General features: G+C 53.9%; 25 protein-coding genes. 17 read left to right on the top strand and 8 right to left on the bottom strand.

Features of this window, described 5'->3' with window-relative positions:
- Positions 1–15 precede the first annotated feature (15 nt).
- From cdsA to BM323_RS12965, 15 genes are all read left to right on the top strand, one after another.
- Positions 16–873 (top strand): phosphatidate cytidylyltransferase, encoded by an 858-nt coding sequence (gene cdsA, locus BM323_RS12890; protein ID WP_008108481.1) that lies wholly within the window; start codon positions 16–18, stop codon positions 871–873.
- Positions 874–885: 12 nt separating this feature from the next.
- The gene (gene rseP / locus BM323_RS12895; RefSeq protein ID WP_008108480.1) at positions 886–2,235 is read left to right on the top strand and encodes a sigma E protease regulator RseP; all 1,350 of its coding nucleotides are present in this window, start codon (positions 886–888) and stop codon (positions 2,233–2,235) included.
- A 51-nt stretch (positions 2,236–2,286) separates the two neighbouring features.
- Entirely contained in the window at positions 2,287–4,698 is a 2,412-nt protein-coding gene (bamA, locus tag BM323_RS12905; protein ID WP_008108479.1) for an outer membrane protein assembly factor BamA, read from the top strand.
- A gap of 95 nt (positions 4,699–4,793) precedes the next feature.
- Positions 4,794–5,294 (top strand): OmpH family outer membrane protein, encoded by a 501-nt coding sequence (locus BM323_RS12910; RefSeq protein ID WP_008108478.1) that lies wholly within the window; start codon positions 4,794–4,796, stop codon positions 5,292–5,294.
- A gap of 3 nt (positions 5,295–5,297) precedes the next feature.
- Positions 5,298–6,323, top strand: coding sequence for a UDP-3-O-(3-hydroxymyristoyl)glucosamine N-acyltransferase (gene lpxD, locus BM323_RS12915; RefSeq protein ID WP_008108477.1), 1,026 nt, complete (start codon positions 5,298–5,300; stop codon positions 6,321–6,323).
- Positions 6,324–6,513: 190 nt separating this feature from the next.
- Positions 6,514–6,969: a 3-hydroxyacyl-ACP dehydratase FabZ gene (gene fabZ / locus BM323_RS12920; protein ID WP_007893924.1), complete on the top strand. Its 456-nt coding sequence runs from the start codon at positions 6,514–6,516 to the stop codon at positions 6,967–6,969.
- Positions 6,970–6,972: 3 nt separating this feature from the next.
- Positions 6,973–7,761, top strand: coding sequence for an acyl-ACP--UDP-N-acetylglucosamine O-acyltransferase (lpxA, locus tag BM323_RS12925; RefSeq protein ID WP_008108476.1), 789 nt, complete (start codon positions 6,973–6,975; stop codon positions 7,759–7,761).
- 3 nt (positions 7,762–7,764) lie between these two features.
- Positions 7,765–8,913 carry a lipid-A-disaccharide synthase gene (gene lpxB, locus BM323_RS12930; protein ID WP_008108475.1) on the top strand — a complete coding sequence of 383 codons (1,149 nt, stop codon included), beginning with the start codon at positions 7,765–7,767 and terminating at the stop codon, positions 8,911–8,913.
- Entirely contained in the window at positions 8,906–9,532 is a 627-nt protein-coding gene (gene rnhB, locus BM323_RS12935) for a ribonuclease HII (protein ID WP_008108474.1), read from the top strand. Before lpxB ends, rnhB begins: the two co-directional genes overlap by 8 nt.
- Positions 9,533–9,563: 31 nt before the next feature.
- A complete protein-coding gene (gene dnaE / locus BM323_RS12940) occupies positions 9,564–13,046 on the top strand; it encodes a DNA polymerase III subunit alpha (RefSeq protein WP_008108473.1) in 3,483 nt (1,160 codons plus the stop codon).
- A gap of 12 nt (positions 13,047–13,058) precedes the next feature.
- Positions 13,059–14,018, top strand: a complete 960-nt coding sequence (gene accA / locus BM323_RS12945; RefSeq protein ID WP_008108472.1) for an acetyl-CoA carboxylase carboxyl transferase subunit alpha — start codon at positions 13,059–13,061, stop codon at positions 14,016–14,018.
- 374 nt (positions 14,019–14,392) lie between these two features.
- The gene (locus BM323_RS12950; protein WP_008108471.1) at positions 14,393–16,540 is read left to right on the top strand and encodes a lysine decarboxylase LdcC; all 2,148 of its coding nucleotides are present in this window, start codon (positions 14,393–14,395) and stop codon (positions 16,538–16,540) included.
- A gap of 65 nt (positions 16,541–16,605) precedes the next feature.
- On the top strand, positions 16,606–16,995 hold the full coding sequence (locus tag BM323_RS12955) for a VOC family protein (RefSeq protein WP_008108470.1): 390 nt from the start codon (positions 16,606–16,608) through the stop codon (positions 16,993–16,995).
- 54 nt (positions 16,996–17,049) lie between these two features.
- On the top strand, positions 17,050–18,351 hold the full coding sequence (gene tilS, locus BM323_RS12960; protein ID WP_008108468.1) for a tRNA lysidine(34) synthetase TilS: 1,302 nt from the start codon (positions 17,050–17,052) through the stop codon (positions 18,349–18,351).
- A gap of 14 nt (positions 18,352–18,365) precedes the next feature.
- A complete protein-coding gene (locus tag BM323_RS12965) occupies positions 18,366–18,674 on the top strand; it encodes a c-type cytochrome (RefSeq protein ID WP_008108466.1) in 309 nt (102 codons plus the stop codon).
- 39 nt (positions 18,675–18,713) lie between these two features.
- Here BM323_RS12965 and rof read toward each other — a convergent pair whose 3' ends face one another.
- Both rof and BM323_RS12975 read right to left on the bottom strand, forming a co-directional pair.
- On the bottom strand, positions 18,714–18,977 hold the full coding sequence (gene rof / locus BM323_RS12970; RefSeq protein WP_008108461.1) for a Rho-binding antiterminator: 264 nt from the start codon (positions 18,975–18,977) through the stop codon (positions 18,714–18,716).
- Positions 18,964–19,164 carry a YaeP family protein gene (locus BM323_RS12975; RefSeq protein ID WP_036622231.1) on the bottom strand — a complete coding sequence of 67 codons (201 nt, stop codon included), beginning with the start codon at positions 19,162–19,164 and terminating at the stop codon, positions 18,964–18,966. The genes rof and BM323_RS12975 overlap by 14 nt, the downstream gene beginning before the upstream one ends.
- Before the next feature lie 214 nt (positions 19,165–19,378).
- Here BM323_RS12975 and arfB point away from each other — a divergent pair, with 214 nt between their 5' ends.
- Entirely contained in the window at positions 19,379–19,789 is a 411-nt protein-coding gene (arfB, locus tag BM323_RS12980) for an alternative ribosome rescue aminoacyl-tRNA hydrolase ArfB (RefSeq protein ID WP_008108459.1), read from the top strand.
- 30 nt (positions 19,790–19,819) lie between these two features.
- Here the strand turns inward: arfB and proS are convergent, their stop codons facing one another.
- The 6 genes from proS to metN all read right to left on the bottom strand — a co-directional run bounded on the left by proS (position 19,820) and on the right by metN (position 25,392).
- Positions 19,820–21,538 (bottom strand): proline--tRNA ligase, encoded by a 1,719-nt coding sequence (gene proS, locus BM323_RS12985; RefSeq protein ID WP_008108458.1) that lies wholly within the window; start codon positions 21,536–21,538, stop codon positions 19,820–19,822.
- A gap of 89 nt (positions 21,539–21,627) precedes the next feature.
- Positions 21,628–22,335: a tRNA (N6-threonylcarbamoyladenosine(37)-N6)-methyltransferase TrmO gene (tsaA, locus tag BM323_RS12990; protein WP_008108455.1), complete on the bottom strand. Its 708-nt coding sequence runs from the start codon at positions 22,333–22,335 to the stop codon at positions 21,628–21,630.
- The gene (gene rcsF, locus BM323_RS12995; protein WP_008108453.1) at positions 22,332–22,733 is read right to left on the bottom strand and encodes an Rcs stress response system protein RcsF; all 402 of its coding nucleotides are present in this window, start codon (positions 22,731–22,733) and stop codon (positions 22,332–22,334) included. The genes tsaA and rcsF overlap by 4 nt, the downstream gene beginning before the upstream one ends.
- Before the next feature lie 128 nt (positions 22,734–22,861).
- A complete protein-coding gene (locus tag BM323_RS13000; protein WP_008108451.1) occupies positions 22,862–23,677 on the bottom strand; it encodes a MetQ/NlpA family lipoprotein in 816 nt (271 codons plus the stop codon).
- A gap of 37 nt (positions 23,678–23,714) precedes the next feature.
- The gene (locus tag BM323_RS13005) at positions 23,715–24,368 is read right to left on the bottom strand and encodes a methionine ABC transporter permease MetI (RefSeq protein ID WP_008108449.1); all 654 of its coding nucleotides are present in this window, start codon (positions 24,366–24,368) and stop codon (positions 23,715–23,717) included.
- A complete protein-coding gene (gene metN / locus BM323_RS13010) occupies positions 24,361–25,392 on the bottom strand; it encodes a methionine ABC transporter ATP-binding protein MetN (protein WP_008108447.1) in 1,032 nt (343 codons plus the stop codon). The genes BM323_RS13005 and metN overlap by 8 nt, the downstream gene beginning before the upstream one ends.
- 187 nt (positions 25,393–25,579) lie before the next feature.
- Between metN and gmhB the strand changes: the two genes are divergently transcribed.
- A complete protein-coding gene (gene gmhB, locus BM323_RS13015; protein ID WP_008108445.1) occupies positions 25,580–26,140 on the top strand; it encodes a D-glycero-beta-D-manno-heptose 1,7-bisphosphate 7-phosphatase in 561 nt (186 codons plus the stop codon).
- Positions 26,141–26,479: the final 339 nt, after the last annotated feature.

The raw sequence follows: 26,479 nt of genomic DNA on the forward strand, positions 1-26,479 counted from the left end.
ATTTGGGGGTAACCTTTGCTGAAGTCTCGTCTGATTACCGCGTTAATTTTGATTCCGCTGGTGATCGCTGCACTGTTCTGGTTACCCCTGTCCGGTTTTGCGATTATCACTATCATCATCTGCATGCTTGCCGCCTGGGAATGGGGGCAGTTTGCCGGCATGAAAACGCGTCAGCAACGTATCTGGCTCGCCGTGCTATGCGGTCTGTTGCTGTCCGCGATGCTTTTCACTCTTGAACCCTATCAACGCAATCTGCACCAATTCCAGATGGAAGGCTCGCTTTGGGCATCGCTGGGATGGTGGATTGTCGCGCTCATCTTAGTGCTGTTCTATCCGGCTTCTGCTGCATTATGGCGTCATTCACGTGCGCTGCGCCTGTTGTTTGGCGTGCTCACCTTGATTCCGTTCTTCTGGGGCATGATGGCGCTGCGTCAGTATCATTACGATACCGATCATTTCGCCGGCGCATGGTGGCTGCTGTTCGTGATGTTCCTCGTCTGGGGCGCAGATTCCGGTGCTTACATGTTTGGTCGTCTGTTTGGCAAACATAAGCTGGCACCGAAAGTTTCTCCGGGTAAAACCTGGGAAGGTTTCTTTGGTGGCCTGTTGTCATCTGCCATCATCGCCTGGCTGTTTGCGCTGCTGGCACCGCTTTCGGTGGCGCCGGGCACGCTGATCATCTGTGCGGTGATTGCCACGCTGGCATCGGTATTGGGTGACCTGACTGAAAGTATGTTTAAGCGTGAAGCGGGCATTAAAGACAGCGGTAACTTGATTCCGGGGCACGGTGGTATTCTCGATCGTATTGATAGCCTAACTGCTGCGGTGCCGGTGTTTGCCTGCCTGCTGCTGTTGGTGTTCCGCACCCTCTGAGGATAGCCGACGATGTTGAGTATACTCTGGAGTTTTGCCGCCTTTATCGTGGCGCTTGGCGTGCTGATTACCGTGCACGAGTTTGGCCATTTCTGGGTGGCGCGCCGCTGCGGTGTCAAAGTCGAACGTTTCTCGATTGGCTTTGGTAAAGCGCTGTGGCGTCGCAGCGATCGTCAGGGCACCGAATATGTCATCGCGCTGATTCCTCTCGGCGGCTACGTCAAAATGCTCGACGAACGCGTTGAGAGCGTTCCCGCCGAACTGCGTCATCAAGCCTTCAATAATAAAACCGTGCTGCAGCGTGCTTCGATCATCGCAGCCGGCCCTATCGCCAACTTCATCTTTGCCATCTTCGCTTACTGGGTCGTGTTTATTCACGGCGTGCCGGGTGTGCGTCCCGTAGTTGGTGAAATTCTGAACGGTTCCGTCGCTGCCGAAGCGCAAATTACCTCCGGTATGGAACTTAAAGCGGTAGATGGTATCGAAACGCCTGATTGGGATGCTGTGCGTATGGCGCTGATCGGTAAAATCGGCGACAGCGATGCCACGCTTACCGTCTCGCAATTTGGCGAAGAAGCCACGCAGCAAAAGCAATTAAATTTGCGCGATTGGCAATTTGAGCCTGATAAACAGGATCCGGTGGTCGCTTTAGGTATTCGTCCACGTGGGCCGCAGATTGAAACGACCTTAGCTGAAGTTCAGGCAAACTCACCGGCAAGCAATGCTGGTTTGCAAGCGGGCGATAGGATCGTTAAAGTCGATGGTCAGCCATTGTCTCAGTGGCAAGCTTTTGCGGCACAGGTGCGGGATAATCCGGGCAAAAACATGGCGCTAGATATCGAGCGCAACGGCGAACCTGTGGCGTTGACGTTAACGCCGGAAGCGAAACCGGGCAAGGAAGCGGAAGGCTTCGCGGGTGTAATACCGCGTGTGATTCCGCTGCCTGATGAGTACAAAACGGTAAGGCAGTATGGGCCTTTTGCGGCGATCGGCGAAGCCAGTGTAAAAACCTGGCAGCTGATGAAGCTAACAGTCTCCATGCTGGGCAAGTTGATAATCGGGGATGTGAAGCTGAATAATCTGAGCGGGCCGATTTCGATCGCGCAGGGTGCCGGGTTATCAGCAGAGTACGGGGTGATTTATTACCTGATGTTCCTGGCGCTTATCAGCGTCAACCTGGGCATCATTAACCTGTTCCCTCTGCCGGTTTTAGATGGTGGTCATCTGCTCTTTCTGGCGATCGAAAAGATCAAAGGTGGACCGGTGTCCGAGCGAGTTCAGGACTTTAGTTATCGCATTGGCTCAATCTTGCTAGTGCTGTTAATGGGGCTTGCACTTTTCAATGATTTCTCTCGTCTGTAATAGCTGGAACGCATACAGACGCGGGATGTGTTAGGAAAACGCATAACAACGATGGCGATGAAAAAGTTGCTCATAGCGTCGCTGCTGTTTAGCAGCGCCACCGTTTACGGTGCAGACGATTTCGTAGTGAAGGACATTCATTTCGAAGGTCTCCAGCGAGTCGCCGTCGGCGCGGCTCTGCTCAGCATGCCGGTACGTGTCGGTGATACGGTGAATGACGATGATGTCAGAAACACCATTCGCTCACTGTTCGCCACCGGTAACTTTGAAGATGTGCAGGTTCTGCGTGACGGTACAACCCTGATTGTTCAGGTGAAAGAGCGTCCGACCATTGCCAACATCACTTTCTCCGGCAACAAAGCGGTGAAAGAAGATCAGCTGAAACAGAACCTCGAAGCTTCTGGCGTGCGCGTTGGCGAAGCGCTGGACCGCACCACGCTCTCTTCAATCGAGAAGGGCCTGGAAGACTTCTACTACAGCGTCGGTAAATACACCGCCAGCGTCAAAGCCATTGCTACGCCGCTGCCGCGCAACCGTGTGGATCTGAAATTCGTCTTTCAGGAAGGCGTTTCAGCACAGATCCAGCAGATCAACATCGTCGGCAATAAAGCGTTTAGCTCTGACGAACTGATCTCGCGCTTCTCACTGCGTGATGAAGTGCCATGGTGGAACGTGGTGGGCGATCGCAAATACCAGAAGCAGAAGTTAGCGGGCGATCTCGAAACCCTGCGCAGCTTCTATCTGGACCGCGGTTATGCGCGTTTCAACATCGATTCAACGCAGGTGAGCCTGACGCCAGATAAGAAAGGCATCTACATCACCGTGAACATCAACGAAGGCGATCAGTACAAGATTGCCGGCGTGATCGTGAACGGCAGCATGGCGGGCCATTCTGCTGAAATCGAAAAGATGACCAGAATTCCAGCGGGTGAGCTATATAACGGCACCAAAGTCACCCAAATGGAAGATGACATCAAGAAATTGCTGGGCCGCTACGGTTACGCCTATCCGCGCGTAATGACGCAGCCAGAAATTAATGATGCTGATAAAACCGTCAAGCTGCATATCAACGTAGATGCGGGCAACCGTTACTACGTGCGTAAAGTGCGCTTTGAAGGTAACGACACCTCAAAAGATTCAGTGCTGCGCCGTGAAATGCGTCAGATGGAAGGTGCCTGGTTGGGCAGCGACCTCGTCGATCAGGGTAAAGAGCGTCTGAATCGTACCGGTTACTTCGAAACCGTGGATGTGGATACGCAGCGCGTTCCAGGTGCACCAGACCAGGTTGATGTGGTCTACAAGGTTAAAGAGCGTAACACCGGTACCTTCAACTTTGGTGTCGGTTACGGTACTGAAAGTGGCGTGAGCTTCCAGGTGGGTGTGACCCAGGAAAACTGGCTCGGCACCGGTAACACCGTTGGCATCAGCGGTACCAAAAACGATTACCAGACCTATGCTGAGTTCTCACTGACCGATCCGTACTTCACGGTCGACGGTGTGAGCCTTGGTGGTCGTTTGTTCTATAACGACTTTAAAGCCGATGACGCGGATCTGTCTGACTATACCAACAAAAGTTATGGTCTCGACGGTACGCTGGGCTTCCCGGTCAACGAAAACAACACCCTGCGTGTTGGTTTAGGTTACGTGCATAACGACCTGTCCAACATGCGTCCACAGGTGGCGATGTGGCGTTATCTGGATTCAGTCGGTCGTCATCAGGGCTTGAATGATGATGGTGATTTCTCTGCAGATGATTTCACCTTCAACTACGGTTGGACCTATAACACCTTAGACCGCGGCTTCTTCCCAACGCGCGGTAACCGTACCAACCTGAACGGTAAAGTGACGATTCCAGGCTCTGATAACGCGTTCTACAAAGCGACATTGGATAGCCAGCAATATGTACCGCTGAACCGCGATGGTACGTGGGTAGTATTAGGCCGTGGCCGTGTTGGATATGGTGACGGACTTAATGGTAAAGAGATGCCGTTCTATGAGAACTTCTACGGCGGTGGTTCGAGCACAGTTCGTGGCTTCCAGTCCAATACCATTGGTCCTAAAGCTGCGTATCTGAACGATGGCTCGTCAACCTGTAATCTCTCTGATCCGAACGGCGTCTGTAAGTCGGATGATGCGGTTGGTGGTAACGCCATGGCGATTGCCAGCCTTGAGCTGATCACGCCAACGCCGTTCTTGAGCGAGAAGTATGCGAATTCCGTTCGTACTTCGGTGTTTATGGATGCCGGTACCGTTTGGGATACCAAATGGCAGAACACCGCGGAAACACGCGCGGCTGGTGTGCCAGATTACAGCGATCCTAATAACATTCGCGTCTCTGCCGGTGTGGCACTGCAGTGGATGTCACCATTGGGACCGCTGGTATTCTCATACGCCCAGCCGATGAAGAAAGTCGAGGGAGACAAGTCAGAGCAATTCCAGTTTAACATTGGTAAAACCTGGTAAGGCTCTGAGCAGGGAAGTGAAAATACCGTCTTGCACGCGTGCTGCCTGATAATGCGGCACGCTGCAAACACACACGTTGAGGTAAGGAGTTTATAGTGAAAAAGTTGTTCTGTGCTGCTGCTCTGGGTGTTGCGTTAGCTGCTTCTGCGGGTGCCCAAGCGGCTGATAAAGTTGCCGTCGTTAACCTGAGCCAGGTTTTCCAGCAGTCTCCGCAGCGTGCTGCTGTTGCTAAACAGCTTGAAGGTGAATTCCAGAGCCGCGCCTCTGACCTCCAGTCTCAGCAGCAGAAGATCCAGCAAGAAATTCAGGATCTGCAGCGTAATGCATCGACCATGAAAGCGAGCGACCGCACCAAGAAAGAGAAGCAAATCTCTACTGAGCGTGCTGCCTTTGAACAAAAAGCACAGGCTTTTGACAAAGACAACCAAACTCGTCAGATGCAGGAGCGTAACAAGCTGCTGGCTAAAATCCAGACCGCTGTTCAGTCTGTAGCGAAAAGCGAAGGTTACGATCTGGTTCTGGACTCTCAGGCCGTGCTGTACTCTTCTTCTGATGCTAAAGACATCACTGCTGACGTTGTAAAACAGGTTAAATAATTGATGTCATCAATTCGACTGGCTGATTTAGCCCAGCAGTTGGATGCAGAATTGCACGGAGATGGCGATATCGTCATCTCCGGCATTGCTTCTATGCAATCCGCCACAACTGGCCAAATCACTTTTCTTGCAAACAGCCGCTACCGCGAGCAGCTCGCTACTATCCAGGCTTCAGCCGTGGTGCTGACGGAAGCGGATCTGGAGTGGTGTAAAACGGCCGCCCTGGTGGTGAAAAATCCTTACTTAACTTATGCCCGCATGGCACAACTGCTGGACACCACGCCGCAGCCCGCGCAGAATATTGCGCCCAGCGCGGTGATCGATGCAACGGCTAAGCTGGGTAAGAATGTTTCGGTAGGCGCAAATGCGGTGATCGAGTCCGGCGTAGAGCTGGGTGACGACGTCGTTATTGGCGCAGGATGTTTTGTTGGTAAGCAGACGCGCATTGGTCGCGGCTCACGTTTGTGGGCTAACGTCACGATTTATCACGAAATCCAGATTGGTCAGGATTGTCTGATTCAGTCCGGCACCGTTATTGGTGCTGATGGTTTCGGCTATGCTAACGATCGCGGCAATTGGGTGAAAATCCCGCAGCTGGGTACCGTAGTGATTGGTGATCGGGTAGAAATTGGTGCCTGTACCACCATCGATCGCGGCGCGCTGGATAACACTCTGATCGGCAATGGTGTTATCATAGATAACCAGTGTCAGATTGCGCACAACGTCGTGATTGGTGATAACACCGCAGTTGCGGGTGGTGTGATCATGGCGGGTAGTCTGAAGATTGGACGTTACTGTATGATTGGCGGCGCCAGCGTCATTAACGGCCATATGGAAATCTGTGACAAAGTGACCGTAACGGGCATGGGCATGGTAATGCGCCCCATCACAGAGCCAGGCGTGTATTCGTCGGGAATTCCACTGCAACCCAACAAAACCTGGCGTAAAACAGCAGCGCTGGTGATGAACATCGATGAAATAAGCAAACGCTTAAAAGCCATCGAACGTAAGGTCGGCAAAGACGACTAAACGCATCCCACGCTACTCGCTTTCATAACAAGAAGTGTATTTTCTGCCACCTTGGCTAACCCGAGAATGGCAGCAGGTATCGTAAGAAAGCGAAACGCCCCGAACTAATTTGCGGCCTGCGGAAGATCATTTTGATCGGTGCAGGCCGTGTTATTGTTGCCATCAGATTTTTTAGGACAGGAAGAGTATTTTGACTACTGAAACGCATACTCTGAAAATTGAAGAGATTTTAGAACTGCTGCCACACCGCTATCCTTTCTTGCTGGTTGATCGTGTGCTGGATTTTGAAGAGCATAAATATCTGCGCGCGGTGAAGAACGTTTCTGTTAACGAACCGTTTTTCCAGGGACATTTCCCTGGTAAGCCGATTTTCCCAGGCGTTCTGATTCTGGAAGCGATGGCGCAAGCGACCGGCATTCTGGCGTTCAAAAGCGTTGGAAAACTGGAACCAGGCGAACTCTATTACTTCGCTGGTATCGATGAAGCACGTTTCAAACGTCCGGTTGTGCCGGGCGATCAGATGATCATGGAAGTGACCTTCGAGAAAACCCGTCGTGGCTTGACGCGTTTTAAAGGCGTGGCGACCGTGGACGGCAAAATTGTCTGTGAAGCGACCATGATGTGTGCCCGTAGCCGGGAGGCATAATAAGTGATTGATTCAACCGCCAATATCCATCCCAGTTCTGTCATTGAAGAGGGTGCCGTTATCGGCGCCAATGTTCACATCGGTCCGTTCTGTTTTGTCGGTGCCAATGTGGAAATTGGTGAAGGAACGGTTCTCAAATCGCACGTGGTGGTGAACGGCCATACGCGTATCGGCAAAGACAATCAGATCTACCAGTTCGCTTCCATTGGTGAAGTGAACCAGGACCTGAAATATGCGGGCGAACCGACGCGCGTTGAAATTGGCGATCGTAACCGCATCCGCGAGAGCGTGACCATTCATCGTGGCACCACGCAGGGCGGCAATGTGACCAAAGTCGGCAGCGATAACCTGCTGATGGTGAATGCTCACATCGCGCATGACTGCGTGATCGGCAATCGCTGCATCTTTGCTAACAATGCCACGCTGGGCGGTCATGTCACCGTTGATGATTTTGCAATTATCGGCGGCATGACGGCGGTACATCAGTGGTGCACTATTGGTGCTCACGTGATGGTTGGCGGTTGTTCAGGCGTCGCGCAGGATGTGCCGCCATATGTCATTGCGCAGGGCAACCACGCAACGCCATACGGTATCAACATCGAAGGTCTGAAGCGTCGCGGCTTTAGCAAAGAAGCGCTGCATGCCATTCGCAACGCGTACAAACTGCTGTACCGCAGCGGCAAAACGCTTGATGAAGTGAAACCAGAGATTGAAGAGCTGGCGAAACAACACAGCGAAGTGCAGCCTTTCTATGACTTCTTTGCCCGATCTACGCGTGGATTGATTCGTTAATCCATGTCAGCGCGTCCCCTAACGATTGCCCTGGTCGCCGGAGAAACCTCCGGCGATATTCTTGGTGCAGGTCTCATCCGTGCGTTAAAAGCGCGCCATCCTGATGCGCGCTTTGTTGGCGTGGCCGGTCCGCTGATGCAGGCCGAAGGCTGCGAAGCCTGGTATGAGATGGAAGAGCTGGCGGTGATGGGCATCGTCGAAGTGCTGGGACGCCTGCGGCGTCTGCTGAAAATTCGTCGTGACCTGACGCAGCGCTTCACCGAACTCAAGCCGGATGTGTTTGTCGGCATTGATGCGCCGGATTTCAACATTACGTTGGAAGGGAGCCTCAAGCGCGCGGGCATTCGCACAATTCATTACGTCAGCCCTTCCGTTTGGGCGTGGCGTCAAAAGCGCGTATTCAAAATCGGCCGCAACACTAATCTGGTGCTGGCATTCCTGCCGTTTGAAAAAGCGTTTTACGATCGTTTTAACGTGCCATGCCGCTTTATCGGCCACACCATGGCTGATGCGATGCCGCTACAGCCCGATAAGTTGGCGGCGCGCCGCGAGTTAGGTATTGCTGAAGAGGCGATTTGCCTTGGCTTGTTGCCGGGCAGTCGTGGTGCGGAAGTGGAAATGCTCAGCGCCGATTTCCTGCGCGCCGCGCAGCTGCTGCGTCAGCGCTATCCAACGCTGGAAATCGTGGTGCCGCTGGTGAACGCCAAACGCCGCGAGCAGTTTGAGCAGATCAAAGCGCAAGTTGCGCCTGAACTGCCGATGCATTTGCTGGATGGCAAAGGTCGTCAGGCGATGCTGGCCAGCGATGCCGCTATTCTTGCATCTGGCACCGCCGCGCTGGAGTGCATGCTGGCGAAATGCCCGATGGTGGTTGGCTATCGTATGAAGCCGTCGACCTTCTGGCTGGCAAAACGTTTGGTAAAAACGCCGTACGTTTCCCTGCCAAATCTGTTAGCCGGTCGCGAGCTGGTAAAAGAGTTGCTGCAGGACGAGTGTCAGCCCGAAGCATTAGCCGCAGCGCTGGAGCCGCTACTGCACGCGGGCCCTGAGCGCGAAGCGCTGCTGAAAACCTTCACCGAGCTGCATCAACAGATTCGCTGGAATGCCGATGAGCAGGCGGCGGATGCGGTACTGGAGATCATCAATGGCTGAATTTATCTATCCCAACGCGCAACTGATTGCTGGCGTTGATGAAGTCGGGCGCGGTCCGCTGGTTGGCGCAGTGGTGACGGCGGCGGTGATCCTTGATCCCGCCAACCCGATTGTCGGACTGGCCGACTCGAAAAAGCTCTCCGAGAAGCGTCGTCTGGCGCTGTATGACGAGATCAAAGAGAAGGCGCTGGCCTGGAGTCTTGGCCGAGCCGAGCCAGAAGAGATCGATCAGCTCAATATTTTGCATGCCACCATGCTGGCGATGCAGCGCGCGGTCGCGGGTTTGCATATTGCGCCAGACTTCGTCCTGATCGATGGTAACCGTTGTCCCGCGCTACCGATGCCCTCGCAGGCGGTGGTGAAGGGCGATAGCCTGGTGAAAGAGATCAGTGCTGCTTCGATCATTGCCAAAGTCACGCGCGATCGTGAAATGGCCGAGCTGGATCTGCTGTTCCCGCAATATGGCTTTGCGCAACACAAAGGTTATCCAACCGCGCTGCATATGGAAAAGCTGACGCAGCACGGCGCCACACCTCATCATCGTCGCAGCTTTGCGCCGGTGCGTAACGCCTTGATTGATGCTGACGTGCTGGCAGCCCGCCAGCCAACTACGCTTTAATAGCCTGACGCTGTTTTAACCGGAAACTGATATGGCTGAACCTCGTTTTATACATCTGCGCGTCCACAGTGATTACTCCATGGTTGATGGTCTGGCGAAAACCGGACCTTTAGTCAAGAAGGCGGCTGCGCTGGGCATGCCGGCGATCGCCATTACCGACTACATCAACCTGTGCGGGCTGGTGCGTTTTTACGGTAGTGCGCACGGCGCGGGGATCAAGCCGATTGTTGGTGCTGATTTTCAGGTTGCCAGTGAATTAATGGGCGATGAGCTGACGCAGTTAACTCTGCTGGCGGCCAATAACACCGGTTATCAAAACCTGACCTTGTTGATTTCGCGTGCGTATCAGCGTGGTTACGGCATTGCGGGCCCCATCATCGATCGTGACTGGCTGCTGGAGCTGGGCGAAGGCCTGATTCTGCTGTCTGGCGGACGTCGTGGCGATGTGGGCCGCAGTCTGCTGCGCGGCAATAGCGCGATGGTCGCGCAGTGTTTGAGCTTCTATCAGCAACACTTCCCGAATCGCTATTATCTCGAATTGATGCGCACCGGTCGCGCCGATGAAGAGGCCTATCTGCATGCTGCCGTCGAACTGGCAATTGCCGAAGGTATTCCTGTCGTTGCCACCAACGAAGTGTGCTTCCTCAATGAAGAAGATTTTGATGCGCATGAAATCCGCGTCGCGATTCATGACGGCTACACGCTGGACGATCCCAAGCGTCCGCGCAATTACAGTCCTCAGCAATATATGCGCAGTGAAGAGGAGATGTGCGAGCTGTTCTCGGACATCCCGGAAGCGCTGGAAAATAGCGTAGAGATTGCTAAGCGCTGTAACGTGACGGTGCGCCTTGGCGAGTATTTCCTGCCGCAGTTCCCCACCGGTGATATGAGCACCGAAGACTTCCTCGTGGCAAAGTCGCGCGAAGGTCTGGAAGAGCGTATGGAATTCCTCTTCCCGGATCCGGCTGTGCGCGCTGAAAAACGCGTGGAATATGATGAACGTCTGGAGATTGAACTCACCGTTATCAACCAGATGGGCTTCCCCGGCTACTTCCTGATCGTGATGGAGTTTATCCAGTGGTCGAAGGACAACGGTATTCCCGTGGGTCCAGGCCGTGGTTCGGGTGCCGGTTCATTAGTGGCGTATGCGCTGAAAATTACCGATATCGATCCGCTGGAATTTGACCTGCTGTTCGAGCGCTTCCTGAACCCGGAACGTGTCTCGATGCCCGACTTCGACGTCGACTTCTGCATGGAGAAACGCGATCAGGTGATCGATCACGTGGCCGATATGTATGGACGTGATGCGGTATCGCAGATCATTACGTTCGGTACCATGGCAGCGAAAGCGGTTATTCGCGATGTGGGACGCGTACTCGGCCATCCGTACGGTTTTGTTGATCGTATCTCTAAGCTGATCCCGCCGGATCCAGGTATGACGCTGGAGAAAGCCTTTTTGGCTGAACCGCAACTGCCGGAGATCTACGAGGCAGATGAAGAGGTGAAAGCGCTGATCGACATGGCGCGTAAACTGGAAGGTGTCACGCGTAATGCCGGTAAACACGCCGGTGGTGTGGTGATCTCGCCGACCAAAATCACCGATTTTGCGCCGCTGTACTGCGATGAAAACGGGCAATTCCCGGTTACCCAGTTTGATAAGAATGACGTGGAATATGCCGGGCTGGTGAAGTTTGACTTCCTCGGCCTGCGTACGCTTACCATCATCGACTGGGCGCTGAAGATGATTAACCCGCGCCGTGAAAAGCAGGGTTTGCCACCGATTGATATCGCCGCCATTCCGCTGGAAGACAAAAAAAGCTTCGATATGCTGCAGCGATCGGAAACCACTGCGGTGTTCCAGCTTGAATCGCGCGGCATGAAAGATCTGATCAAACGTCTGAAGCCTGACTGCTTCGAAGATATGATCGCACTGGTGGCGCTGTTTCGTCCGGGACCGCTGCAATCGGGCATGGTAGATAACTTCATCGACCGTAAGCACGGCCGCGAAGAGATTTCTTATCCGGATATTCAGTGGCAGCACGAAACCCTGAAACCGGTGCTGGAGCCAACCTACGGCATCATTCTGTATCAGGAACAGGTGATGCAGATCGCGCAGGTGCTGTCGGGTTACACGCTGGGCGGCGCGGACATGTTGCGTCGTGCGATGGGTAAAAAGAAACCTGAAGAGATGGCGAAGCAGCGTTCGGTGTTCCAGGACGGTGCGGAGAAGATGGGGGTCGACGGCGAACTGTCGATGAAAATCTTCGATCTGGTAGAGAAGTTCGCGGGTTATGGCTTTAACAAGTCGCACTCCGCTGCTTACGCATTGGTTTCCTATCAAACGCTGTGGCTGAAAGCGCACTATCCGGCAGAGTTCATGGCGGCCGTAATGACCGCCGATATGGACAACACCGAGAAAGTGGTTGGCCTGGTTGACGAATGCTGGCGCATGGGCCTCAAAGTGCTGCCGCCGGATATCAATTCAGGACTCTACCCGTTTCACGTTAACGATGAAGGTGAGATCGTGTACGGCATCGGCGCGATCAAAGGCGTGGGTGAAGGTCCGATCGAAGCGATCATTGAAGCGCGTAATGAAGGCGGTTACTTCAAAGAGCTGTTTGATCTCTGCGCGCGCACCGACACCAAAAAGATCAACCGTCGCGTGATGGAAAAACTGATCATGTCGGGCGCGTTCGATCGTCTCGGCCCGCATCGCGCGGCCTTGATGAGTGCGCTTGGCGATGCCTTAAAAGCGGCCGATCAGCATGCCAAAGCCGAAGCCATCGGCCAGGCCGATATGTTTGGCGTGCTGGCGGAAGAGCCGGAGCAGGTGGAGAAATCCTACGCCAGCATCACGCCGTGGCCGGAACAAATTCAACTGGATGGCGAACGTGAGACCTTGGGTCTCTATCTCACCGGCCATCCAATTAATCAGTATTTGAAAGAAATTGAGCGTTACGTCGGCGGCATGCGCCTGAAAGACATGCATCCGACAGATCGTGGTAAAGTAACCGTCGCGGCGGGGCTGGTGATTGCCGCCCGCGTGATGGTCACTAAACGCGGCAACCGAATTGGTATTTGTACGATTGACGATCGTTCTGGTCGTCTTGAAGTGATGTTATTTACCGATGCGTTAGATAAATACCAGCAGTTGCTGGAGAAGGACCGTATCCTGATCGTCAGTGGACAGGTCAGCTTTGATGACTTTAGCGGTGGCCTTAAAATGACCGCTCGGGAAGTTATGGACATCGACGAAGCGCGGGAAAAATACGCGCGCGGACTTGCTATCTCGCTGACGGACAGGCAAATTGATGACCAGCTTTTAAACCGTCTCCGCCAGTCTCTGGAGCCTCATCGCTCCGGGACCATTCCGGTGCATCTCTACTATCAGAGAGCCGATGCGCGAGCGAAGCTACGCTTTGGTGCAGCGTGGCGTATTTCGCCCAGCGATCGTTTACTCAACGATTTGCGGTCGTTAGTAGGATCGGAGCAGGTGGAACTGGAGTTTGACTAAAACAGGAACATTATGAGTCTTAATTACCTGGATTTTGAACAGCCAATCGCAGAGCTTGAAGCGAAAATCGACTCGTTAAAATCGATTGGCCGTTCGGATGAGAAACACGATATTAATTTGGATGAGGAAGTGCAGCGTCTGCGCGAAAAAAGCGTTGAGCTGACCCGTAAAATCTTCTCCGATTTAGGCGCATGGCAAGTGGCGCAACTCGCGCGTCATCCGCTGCGTCCTTATACACTGGACTATATCCGCAACGCGTTTGATGATTTCGACGAACTGGCTGGCGATCGTGCTTATGCCGATGATAAAGCGATTGTCGGCGGTATTGCCCGTCTTGACGGTCGTCCAGTGATGATCATTGGTCATCAGAAAGGTCGCGAAACCAAAGAGAAAATCCGTCGTAACTTCGGTATGCCGGCACCAGAAGGCTACCGCAAAGCGCTGCGTCTGATGGAAATGGCTGAACGTTTTAAGATGCCGCTGATCACCTTCATCGACACGCCGGGTGCTTATCCAGGCGTGGGTGCAGAAGAGCGCGGTCAATCTGAAGCGATCGCCCGCAACCTGCGTGAAATGTCTGGCCTGAAAATTCCGGTGATTTGTACCGTAATCGGCGAAGGCGGTTCCGGTGGTGCGCTGGCAATCGGTGTGGGCGACAAAGTCAACATGCTGCAGTACAGCACCTATTCGGTAATTTCACCGGAAGGTTGTGCGTCGATTCTATGGAAAAGCGCCGACAAAGCACCGCTGGCTGCGGAAGCGATGGGTATCACAGCTGAGCGTCTGAAAGAGCTGAAGCTGATCGATTCCATCATTCCTGAGCCGCTGGGTGGCGCACATCGTCATCCAGTGGATATCGCTGCCAGCTTGAAAAAGCAGCTGTTAGCGGATCTGGCCGATCTCGATGTGCTGAGCACCGAAGAGTTGCTCAACCGTCGCTATCAGCGCCTGATGAACTACGGCTACGCTTGATAAGCGCCTAAGCTGAAGAAGCGGACTCCGGTCCGCTTTTTTTATGTCGAACGAACACCATCCTGACCGGCCATCCGTAGGGTAGCCATTCATGGCTACCTGGTTCGACGATTTCGCTGTGACTTCGGTGCAAGGTCCAGAAAAGACCAGCCCGATCGCAAAGAATAACTGCATCCATGCAGATCGGCCTCGCCATCCATGGCTCGGACGCTTTGCTCTTCGGGCTGGTCTTTCCTGTCCCCTCAGGCTTTATCATGGCTTTTCTGGAACATTAGCATTCGGTTGCAATTACTCAACAGCAGAGCATTCCAGGTTTATCCGCTCGCGCTTTTCGCTATCCTTATTCAGTGCCACAACACCACAGGAGGTGAGCATTGAATATTATTGCGATCATGGGACCGCACGGCGCTTTCTACAAAGATGAGCCTATTCGCGAACTGGATGCTGCCCTTAAGCTGCAAGGCTTCCAAACCGTTTACCCCAATAATGCCAGCGACCTGCTGAAGTTGATTGAACACAATCCGCGTATCTGCGGGGTGATTTTTGACTGGGACGATTACAGTCTGGCGCTGTGTAGCGACATCAATCAGCTCAATGAATATCTGCCGCTGTATGCCTTCATCAACACCCATTCGCAAATGGATGTCAGCATCAACGAGATGCGCATGGCGCTGCACTTCTTCGAATATGCCTTGAGCGCCGCCGATGATATCGCGCTGCATATTCGTCAGTACACCGATGAGTACATCGACAACATCACGCCGCCGCTGACCAAAGCGTTGTTCACCTACGTCAAAGAGGGCAAATACACCTTCTGTACGCCAGGTCACATGGGCGGCAGCGCGTTCCAGAAAAGCCCGGTGGGCAGCCTGTTTTATGACTTCTTCGGCTCGAACACCTTAAAAGCGGATGTCTCGATCTCGGTAACGGAATTAGGTTCGTTGCTCGATCACACCGGCCCGCATCTGGAAGCGGAGGAGTACGTCGCGCGCACCTTTGGCGCCGAGCAAAGCTATATGGTCACTAATGGCACGTCGACCTCGAACAAAATCGTCGGCATGTATGCGGCGCCAGCGGGCAGCACGGTGCTGATAGACCGTAACTGCCATAAATCGCTGACCCATTTGCTGATGATGAGCGACATCATCCCGATCTGGCTCAAGCCGACGCGTAACGCGCTGGGCATTTTGGGCGGCATTCCGCAGCGTGAGTTCACACGTGACAGTATCCAGCAAAAGGTCAATGCCACGCCGCGCGCCAGCTGGCCGGTGCATGCGGTGATCACCAACTCAACCTACGATGGCCTGCTGTATAACACGCAGTTCATCAAACAGACGCTGGATGTGCCATCGATCCACTTCGATTCTGCGTGGGTGCCGTACACCAATTTCCATCCAATTTATGCCGGCAAAAGCGGCATGAGTGGCGACCGTGTTCCCGGCAAAGTGATCTATGAAACGCAATCGACGCACAAACTGCTGGCGGCGTTCTCTCAGGCTTCGCTGATTCATATCAAAGGTGATTACGACGAGCACACCTTTAACGAAGCCTACATGATGCACACCACCACCTCGCCGAGCTACGCGATTGTCTCGTCGATTGAAACTGCAGCGGCGATGCTGCGCGGTAATCCGGGTAAGCGATTGATCAACCGCTCGGTTGAACGTGCGCTGCATTTCCGTCGTGAAATTCAGCGCTTACGGGAAGAGTGCGAAGGCTGGTTCTTTGATATCTGGCAGCCGGAGCAGGTCGATCAAGCCGAATGCTGGCCGATCCAGCCGGGCGAAGAAGATTGGCACGGTTTCACTCATGCCGACCGCGATCATATGTATCTCGATCCGATCAAAGTCACCATTCTGACGCCGGGCATGAGCGAGCTGGGCAAGATGGCGGAGGAGGGCATTCCAGCTGCGCTGGTGGCTAAGTTCCTCGATCAGCGCGGTATCGTGGTGGAGAAAACCGGGCCGTACAATTTGCTGTTTCTGTTCAGCATCGGCATTGATAAAACTAAAGCGATGAGCGTGCTGCGTGGGCTAACGGAATTTAAGCGGGCTTACGATCTCAACCTGCGGGTGAAAAACATGCTGCCGGATCTCTACGCTGAAGATCCCGACTTCTATCGCAACATGCGCATTCAGACGCTGGCGCAGGGCATCCATCAGTTGATCCTGCAACACGATCTGCCGCGCCTGATGTTGAAAGCGTTCGACGTGCTGCCGGAGATGAAGATGACGCCGCATCAGGCGTTTCAGCGCCAGGTGAAAGGTCAGGTGGAAACGGTGGATATTCGCGAGCTGGTGGGGCGCATTTCTGCCAACATGATTCTGCCTTATCCTCCTGGCGTGCCGGTGGTGATGCCGGGCGAGATGATTACGGAAGAGAGCCGTTCCGTGCTCGATTTTCTGCTGATGCTCTGCACTATTGGTCGACACTATCCCGGCTTCGAAACCGATATTCACGGTGCAACGCTGACGGAAGATGGCCGCTATCTGGTGCGCGTATTGCGTGAAGAAGTCGGATAATCACCTCTTTCCAACGCCGCTTTTGCCACGTAGGGTAAGCGGCTTATGTGAAAACCGGAGTCGCTATGCTGCAGATAAAACAGATCCACCACATCGCCATTATTGCTACCGATTATCAGCGCAGTAAGGCGTTTTATTGTGATGTGCTGGGTTTTGAATTGTTGGGTGAATATTACCGCGCCGAGCGCGACTCGTGGAAAGGCGATCTTGGTCTGAACGGGGTTTACACCATCGAGCTGTTCTCTTTCCCATCGCCGCCGCCACGCGTCAGTGGCCCAGAAGCCTGCGGTCTGCGTCATCTGGCGTTTTGCGTTGAGGATGTTGAGCAGTCAATTGCGGCGCTGGCGGAGAAGGGCGTGACGTGCGAGCCGATTCGAATTGATGCGTTAACCGGCAAAGCCTGCACTTTCTTCCCCGATCCGGACGGTTTGCCGCTGGAGCTGTATCAGGCGTAAACTAGCGTCCGCCGCGAGCCGCAATTCGGTGGCTCGCCCGGACGGAACGCGCTCATGTCTTTATCTCATCTTGCTTCGCTGCTGACACCCGACGCTGGCTATGTGCTGGCGTTCAGCGGCGGACTCGATTCCACCGTGCTGCTGCATCAATTGGTCTGCTGGCAACGTCAGCAGCCAGCATTGCGTGTGCGCGCGTTACACGTTCATCATGGTCTGAGCCCGAATGCCGATAGCTGGGCGCTGCATTGTCAGCATGTTTGCCAGCAGTGGCAGATTCCCTGTGAAGTACTGCGCGTGCAGGTTGATGGCCGCGCCAATGGCATTGAAGCGGCCGCCCGCGAGGCGCGCTATCAGGCGCTGTTTCAGCAGCTGCAACCCGGTGAGCACTTACTTACCGCTCAGCACCTCGACGACCAGGCGGAAACGCTGCTACTGGCGTTAAAACGCGGCAGCGGACCCGCGGGTTTGGCCGCGATGCCGCCGCAGCGCAGCGTTGGTGAACATCGGCATCTGCGTCCGTTGCTCGACGTTAGCCGTCAGCAACTGGAAAACTACGCTGCCGATCATCAGCTGCGCTGGATTGAAGATGAAAGCAACGCCGATAGCCGCTATGACCGCAACTTCCTGCGTCAGCAGGTTCTGCCGTTGCTGCAAGCGCGCTGGCCGCACTTCAGCGCCGCCAGTGCACGCAGCGCCGCACTGTGTGGCGAGCAGGAGCAACTGCTCGACGAGTTGCTGGCGGAACAGCTGGCGCAGCTTAGTGATGCGCAGGGCGCGCTGCACTTCCCACCGTTAATGAACATGAGTGAAGCGCGGCGTCATGCGCTGTTACGCCGCTGGATTGCCCAACAGGGCGGCGCGATGCCTTCGCGCGAGGCGCTGAAACGCATCACCGATGAAGTCATCAACAGCCGTGAAGATGCTAAACCCTGTTTGCGCTTCAGCGCTTTTGAGCTGCGCCGCTATCGCCAGAAACTCTATTGGTTAACGCCACAGCCTTCACTTAGTCAGCACTCGCTAACCTGGCAAGACCGCACACAGCCGCTCGATTTACCGGCCGGTTTAGGTTCGCTGCAGGCGAATGCGTGGATTGCCGAGCTGCGTCAGCCTGCAGCGGATGAAACGATCACGGTCCGCTTCCAGGCGCAGGGTTATTATCACTTGCAGGGGCGCGCAGGTGGCCGCGAGATGAAGAAGCTATGGCAAGAGTTGGGCGTTGCGCCCTGGCTGCGCGAACGTATCCCGTTGATTTACTTTAACCAGACGCTAATTAGCGCGCCGGGGTTGTTTATTACCTGTGAAGGCGCTGCCAGCAATGAGCAAGGCTGGCAGGCGATCTGGTCACCACAACAATAAAATGGAGAGCAATGATGAAACTTTGGATGGCAGTGACGTTATTCGCTGCGGCGCTGCCGGCGTTGGCCGATGGCGATGTGAATGCAGGCGCGCAAAAAGCGGCAAGCTGCATGGCGTGTCACGGTGCCGAGGGCAAAAGCGCGGTGCCGCTCTATCCTAATTTGGCCGGGCAGCATGCGCCTTATCTGCTGCATTCACTGCAAGCTTATAAAAAAGGCGAGCGTAGCGGTGGCCAGGCGGAAGTGATGAAAGCGTTTGTGGCAGGATTGAGCGATCAGGATATGGCAGATTTATCGGCGTATTACAGTTCGTTAAAGCCTTAAGCGAGGTGGGCGGGATGTGATTCCCGCCCGAGAGAGGTTTTACTCGTCTTCGCTAACGACGACGGTGCCCAGCTCCGGATGGGTGAAGCTGGCGATGTGGTCGAGCCGCACTTCGCGGGTCTCGCCTGAGAGATCGACGGCAAGGTACTCAACGTTTTTACGTGAGACCATGTCCACGGCTTTCGCCTTGAGCTGATCGCCGTTTTTTAACTCCAACGACAGCGTCCAGTTTTTTTGGCAGGCGAGTTCGAGGTTGTCGTAATCATCGCAGTTGATGGGTTTATAGGCTTCATTCGTCAACATAGTCGCTCACCAATAAGTTTGCAGCGGCATACGCTGCTTGTTCCCTGAGAGAAGAGTTTAGCGCAGAATCAGCGGCAATATCGTTGAGAGCCTTCAACGCACAACCTATGGCGTCTGGCACATACCCAAGGTCGCCGCTACCAATTTCGGCATACTTCTGGCGAACTAACTCACAATACTTTTGCACATACACCTCCTCAGCAGAGTTGATACTCTGGATGATAGGCGACTATATCACAGGAATTTCATGGAAATCAGCCCGGTCGTCACGGGAATGATGCAAGGAAATGGGCAAAAGTGACATTTCGCGCTGGTCTCATGCACGCAGCGTGCGCACAAAAGGTTAAGTTGATGAACAGGTTATTACACGACGCAACGTCGAGCCAAACGGTAGGTGACAGATGATTGTGCTGTCTCGATCGGTTTCACTTGCAGATAATGAAGTGGAACTCAGTGCCATCCGTGCGCAAGGTGCCGGTGGCCAGCATGTGAATAAAACCTCCACGGCGATTCACCTGCGGTTTGATATCCATGCATCGTCGCTGCCGCCGTTCTACAAAGAGCGACTGCTGGCGGCGAGCCATCATTTGATCACCGCAGAGGGTGTGGTGATTATCAAAGCGCAGGAGCATCGCAGCCAGGAAATGAATCGGGAAGCGGCCGTGCAGCGGCTGATTAATCTGATTCAGGAGTTAACCACGGTGGAAAAGGTTCGGCGTGCAACCAAACCCACGCACGGCTCCAAAGTGAGGCGGCTGGAAGGTAAAACCCGGCGCAGTAACGTGAAGGCCATGCGCGGAAAGGTGCAATAAAAAACGCCTCCAGTTGGAGGCGTTTTAGTGTTACTTGTTCAGGGCTTTCACCAGGAAGTCGACGATGTCATGTTGCTTAATCATCTGCTTCTCGCTGGCGGTACGCGCCTTGTACTCAATCTCTTCGTTATCGAGATTACGATCGCCAATCACGATGGTGTGCGGCACGCCAATCAGCTCCATATCCGCGAACATCACGCCTGGACGCTCTTTACGGTCATCCAGAATCACGTCAATACCTTTGGCACGCAGCGTGTTGTACAGCTCTTCAGCCAACTGCTGCACACGGAAAGATTTGTGCATGTTCATTGGCAGAATCGCCACTTCAAACGGTGCTAATGCTGCAGGCCAGATGATGCCGCGCTCATCGTTGTTCTGCTCAATCGCAGCCGCTACAACGCGCGTGATACCGATACCGTAGCAGCCCATGGTCATCACCTGGTTACGACCATCTTCGCCTTGTACTGCCGCTTTCATCGCTTCGGAGTACTTGGTACCCAACTGGAAGATGTGGCCCACTTCGATACCGCGTTTAATCTGCAGCGTACCTTTGCCGTCTGGGCTTGGATCGCCTTCCACTACGTTACGGATATCTTCCACACGTGGTTCTGGCAGATCGCGTCCCCAGTTGATGCCGCTCAAATGCTTGCCATCAATGTTAGCGCCGGCGCAGAAGTCGCTGGTTTTCGCCACGGTACGATCGGCGATCACTGGCATGGTTAAACCGACCGGGCCGAGTGAGCCTGGACCGGCACCGAGCAGCGCGCGAATTTGTTCTTCGCTCGCCATCTCCAGCGGTTCAGCGACGATATCCAGCTTCTCGGCTTTGATTTCGTTCAACTGATGATCGCCGCGCAGCAGCAGGGCAACCAGCGTATGGCCGCTCTCTTCGCTGGCTTTGACGAACAGCGTCTTAACGGTTTTTTCAATCGGCAGCTGATGTTGCTCGACCAGCTCAGCGATAGTCTTAGCGTTTGGCGTATCGAACTGCGTCATGGCGGCTGTTGCCTGCGGACGCTCGCCAGCCGGCGCTAAGGCTTCGGCTTTCTCAATGTTGGCCGCGTAATCGGATTCGCTGGAGAAGATCACGTCATCTTCACCGCTCAGCGCCAGCACCTGGAATTCATGTGATGCGCTGCCGCCGATAGAACCGGTGTCAGCTTGTACGGCGCGGAAATCCAGGCCCATACGGCTGAAGCTTTGGCTATAAGCGCGGTACATCGCGTCATAGGTTTCCTGCAGCGATTCCTGCGTGGTATGGAACGAGTAAGCATCTTTCATGATGAACTCGCGTGAACGCATCACACCAAAACGCGGGCGTACTTCATCGCGGAATTTGGTCTGGATCTGATACAGATTGATCGGCAACTGCTTGTAAGAGCTCAGCTCGTTGCGGATCAGATCGGTGACCACTTCTTCGTGGGTTGGACCCAGCACGAAGGGACGTTCGTGACGATCTTTAACGCGCAGCAGTTCCGGGCCGTACTGCTCCCAACGGCCACTCTCTTCCCACAGATCGGCAGGCTGAACCACCGGCATGGAGATCTCAATCGCACCGGCGTTGTTCATCTCTTCACGCACGATGTTTTCAACTTTTCGCAGCACGCGAATACCGGTCGGCAACCAGGTATAGAGACCGGAAGCCAGTTTGCGGATCATGCCGGCGCGCAGCATCAGCTGGTGGCTGATCACTTCTGCATCGGAAGGTGTCTCCTTCAGAGTGGAGAGCAGATATTGAGTAGTACGCATTGATTACGATTCCATTTATACGGAAGGAGACTGACAAAATTTTTCTGGCGGCTAGTGTACCAGCGAGAACAATCACTCAAAAGCGCGTTTTAACGGGGATCGAGGGCGATCACCTCGGTTCCTGCCGCATCAATGCGCCAGCGCACGTTAAAGTCGAGTAGCCAGGCGGCATATTCACGATCTTCGGTCTCACCTTTACGGTAAGCCGGACGTGGATCCTGCGCCAGCACCTCAATGATGAAACGCGCTAACTGTGGATAGGTTTTCTGCTGCTGTTGAAGCTGGCTCTGCGCCAGCGGCGAAAAGCGTACCGGCATGCTGGCATCAGGTGCCGCCTGCGCAAATCCGGCGCGGGCATCTGGCAGCGCTTCGGCAAATGGCAGATAAGGTTTGATATCCACCACAGGCGTGCCATCGACTAAATCGAGGCTGCCGAGCTGCAAGATCACCTGCTGCTTCTCGCAGCGAATGCCTTTTAACTCAACCAGCGACATGCCGACAGGATTGGGGCGGAAGGTTGAACGGGTGGCAAAAACGCCCATACGCGCATTGCCGCCGAGGCGCGGTGGACGTACGGTCGGACGCCAGCCACCTTCCATGGTTTGGTGAAACACAAACAGCACCCACAAATGACTGAATTCTTCGAGCCCGCGCACCGCTTCCGGCTGATTATAAGGCGTCAGCAAATGCAGCTCGCCGCCGCCGTCCTGCACCAGACCGGGCTGGCGCGGGACGGCAAACTTCTCTTTCCACGGCGAACGAATCACGCCGATTTGCGCGAAGGCAAAGTCACTCATTGATTCGAGACTTTCAGTGCAGAGCCTTGACAAACGGCCTGGCGATAGCATCCCGGCGTGCTGGTGACAATTTCGCACTTATGCAGCAGGACAGCATTGGCTTTCATGCCAGCCGCTCGGATCTGCAGGCGCTTACGCGCAGTGTTGATGTTAGGAGGCGAATCCTGGCTGCTGCTCTGGCAATCTTCAGCGGACACTTCGCCCAAATCGCGGAACGGGTTGCTGACCAGATCGGCCGCATCGGTGTAGATCTTCACCGGCGCAGGACGTGGAGTCGGTTTGCGTTCTGGCTCGCTGGATGCCTGTTGCGGGCGAGAAGGAGCACTGCTTATCGGGTGATATTCACGCACACACCCGGTTAGCATCAATGCCAACAAGCAGAGCGGTAAAAAACGCATGGCAACATCCTCAAGTAATAAAAAGTGGCGTTATTGAAACAAGGACGACAATAAATAACAAGTCAGGTGCAATTTATGGCAAAAGAAAGGGCGGCCGAAGCCGCCCTGCAAGGCATGAAAGGTGAAAATTACCAGCCTTTCACTGCACCGCCGTTGAAGATCTTGTTGGCCGCTTCAGACACTTCGTCTGACTGGTAAGCCTCAACAAACTTCTTCACGTTCTCAGCGTCTTTGTTGTCTTCACGGGTCACGATCAGGTTCACGTAAGGTGAATCTTTGTCTTCCACGAAGATGCCATCTTTCGCCGGCGTCAGACCAATCTGGCTAGCGTAAGTGGTGTTGATCACCGCCAGAGCGATCTGCTGATCGTCAAGTGAACGTGGCAGCTGCGGCGCTTCCAGCTCAACAATCTTCAGTTTTTTCGGGTTCTCAGTGATATCCAGTGAAGTTGGCAGCAGACCAACGCCATCTTTCAGTTTGATCAGGCCCACTTTCTGCAGCAGCAGTAGAGAACGTCCCAGGTTGGTTGGATCGTTTGGAATGGCGATCTGTGAACCGTCCTGCAGCTCATCCAGTGATTTGATTTTCTTCGAGTAACCCGCAATTGGGTAAACGAAGGTGTTCGCCACAGCAGTCAGCTTGTAGCCGCGATCTTTGATCTGCTGATCCAGATACGGTTTGTGCTGGAAGGCGTTAGCGTCGATATCACCTTTGCTCAGCGCTTCGTTTGGCAACACGTAATCGTTAAAGGTCACCAGCTCAACGTCGAGGCCATATTTCTCTTTCGCCACTTTTACTGCAGTTTCAGCAACCTGCTGCTCAGCACCGACGATCACACCCACTTTAATGTGGTTTGGATCTTTTGCTTTCTGATCGCATCCTGCCAGCGCAATTGCGCCAATCAGAGCACCCACAGCGGCAATCTTTTTAAATGTAAAAGACATATCCCTTCCTTAATAGAGGACTATTGATGTTGCTTGCTTACTTATGGGACACAGCACGTACGATGCGGTCGCCACAGAATTGGATTAAATAGACCAGCACAACCAGCAGAACCAGTACGGTGTTCATTACAGTCGCGTTATAGCCGATGTAACCGTATTGGTAGCCAATCTGACCCAAACCGCCAGCGCCAACCGCTCCGCCCATTGCGGAGTAGCCAACCAGCGTAATCAGGGTAATTGTAGCGGCATTCACCAGACCTGGCAGCGCTTCCGGCAGCAGAACTTTACGCACGATTTGCAGCGGCGTGGCGCCCATAGCGCGTGATGCTTCGATCAAACCGGTTGGCAGCTCCAGCAGGGCGTTTTCCACCATACGTGCAATAAACGGCGCGGCGCCCACGGTCAGCGGCACGATAGCGGCTTGCAGGCCAATCGAGGTTCCGACGATGGCGCGGGTGAACGGAATCATCCACACCAGCAGGATAATGAACGGAATCGAACGGAAGATATTCACCAGCGCCGACAGCACGCGATAAAGTGCATTGTTGGCCAGAATCTGGCCGGGACGCGTCACATACAGCAGCACGCCAACCGGAAGACCGAGGACAAAACCAAAGAAACCAGAGACAAAGGTCATCATCAGCGTTTCCCAGACGCCGCGCGTCAGTAACCACATCATCGCTTCAGACATAACCCAACACCTCTACTTTCACATGATTTTCTTTCAGCCAGGCAATGGCGGCTTGTGTATCTGTTTCACTGCCATCCATTTCAGCCAGCATGATGCCGAACTTCACGCCACCGGCGTAATCCATCTGCGCACTGATAATGTTGTTATTGACGTTGAAGCGACGGGCCGCTTCAGACAGCAGCGGAGCATCAACCGATTTGCCGGTGAATTCCAGACGCAGCAGCGGCACGCTTTCGGCCGTTGCCTGTGGTGCCATGCGTTGCTGGTAATCGTCGGGGATATCCAGATGCAGCGTTGACTGAATGAATTGCTGCGCCAGTGGCGTTTTAGGATGCGAAAACACTTCGCTCACGCTGTCTTTCTCTATTAACTCACCGTTGCTGATGACCGCAACCTGATCGCAGATGCGTTTCACCACATCCATTTCGTGAGTGATCAATAGAATGGTAATGCCGAGACGACGGTTAATGTCTTTCAGCAGCTCCAGAATCGAACGCGTGGTGGCAGGATCCAGTGCGCTGGTGGCTTCATCACACAGCAGCACTTTTGGATTGCTTGCCAGTGCGCGGGCAATCGCGACACGCTGCTTTTGTCCGCCAGAAAGATTTGCTGGCCAGCTATCATGCTTGTCAGATAATCCCACCAGATCCAGCAATTCGCTAACGCGCTTCTTTATCTGTTCGCGTGAAAGATTGCCCAACTCCAATGGCAGCGCCACGTTGCCGGAGACGGTGCGGGAGTTCATCAGGTTAAAGTGCTGGAAAATCATGCCAATCTGACGGCGTGCCAGCGTCAATTGACCAGATGAAAGGGTAGTTAATTCCTGGCCATCAACCAGCACGCGTCCAGACGTTGGGCGCTCCAGCAGATTGACGCAGCGAATCAGTGTACTTTTACCGGCACCGGATGAACCGATGACGCCATAAATCTGTCCAGCAGGCACGTGCAGGCTGACGTTTGATAGCGCCTGAATGGTGCGTGAACCTTGCTGGAACACTTTGGTGATATTCTCAAGTTTAATCATTAGTTTATTTATTATCGTGTTGCATAGTCCGTGGTGTATCGGGCTTCACTCAGCAGGGCTGTGCGAAATTTGGATGGATGTTAAGGCATCCAGACGGCTAAATCAATGGAAGTCATTCAAACTGCCATTCTCTCGCTATACGCAATCATGCGATACTTAGCGACACATTTTCAGCAGGAGTTTCTACGTGGCGAATAAAGTCCCGGCTATTTTTCTTGATCGTGATGGCACATTGAATGTCGATCACGGCTATGTTCATGAAATCGATAATTTCGAGTTCATTGATGGCACCATCGAAGCGTTACAGGCTTTGAAGAAGATGGGCTATGCGCTGGTACTGGTGACGAACCAGTCGGGCATTGCGCGTGGCATGTTTACCGAAGATCAGTTTATGCAGCTCACCGAATGGATGGATTGGTCGCTGGCCGATCGCGATGTTGATCTGGATGGCATCTATTTCTGTCCGCATCTGCCCGATGCCACAGTAGAAGCGTATCGCCAGCAGTGTGATTGCCGTAAGCCGCAGCCGGGTATGTTGCTCTCCGCGCAGCAGCATCTGGATATCGATATGGCTTCTTCTTATATGGTAGGCGACAAAATAGAAGATATGCAGGCGGCGTTAGCTGCGGGTGTAGGTACGAAAGTACTGGTACGTAGCGGTAAGCCGGTAACGCCAGAAGGCGAAGCAGCGGCAGATTGGGTGATTAATAGTCTGGCAGAGCTGCCTGCACGCATCAAAAAGGCCTAAAAACGGGCCTTTTGCGCAAATTTCAAGCGAACAGCAAAAAACTTGAAATTTGCACTTGTCAGCTCCGAATAACTCCCTATAATGCGCCACCACTGAGACGGCAAAGCGGCAACGCAGACGGCTCAGCAGGGAGTGAAGAAATTCATCCCGCCGGATGAAAACGCTGAAAAAAGTGTTTGACTCCGAAGGAGAGTAGCGTAGTATACGCCACCTCGCGACAGACGGTTCAGCCGCTGCTCGCAACGCTCTTTAACAATTTATCAGACAATCTGTGTGGGCACTCGCAGGATTGATATCAGTGTCTCCGGACGTAAAAAATATCAAAGCCTCACGAGTGAA

Origin of the sequence: Pantoea sp. YR525 (genome assembly GCF_900116775.1) — a bacterium.
GTDB lineage: Bacteria > Pseudomonadota > Gammaproteobacteria > Enterobacterales > Enterobacteriaceae > Pantoea > Pantoea symbiotica.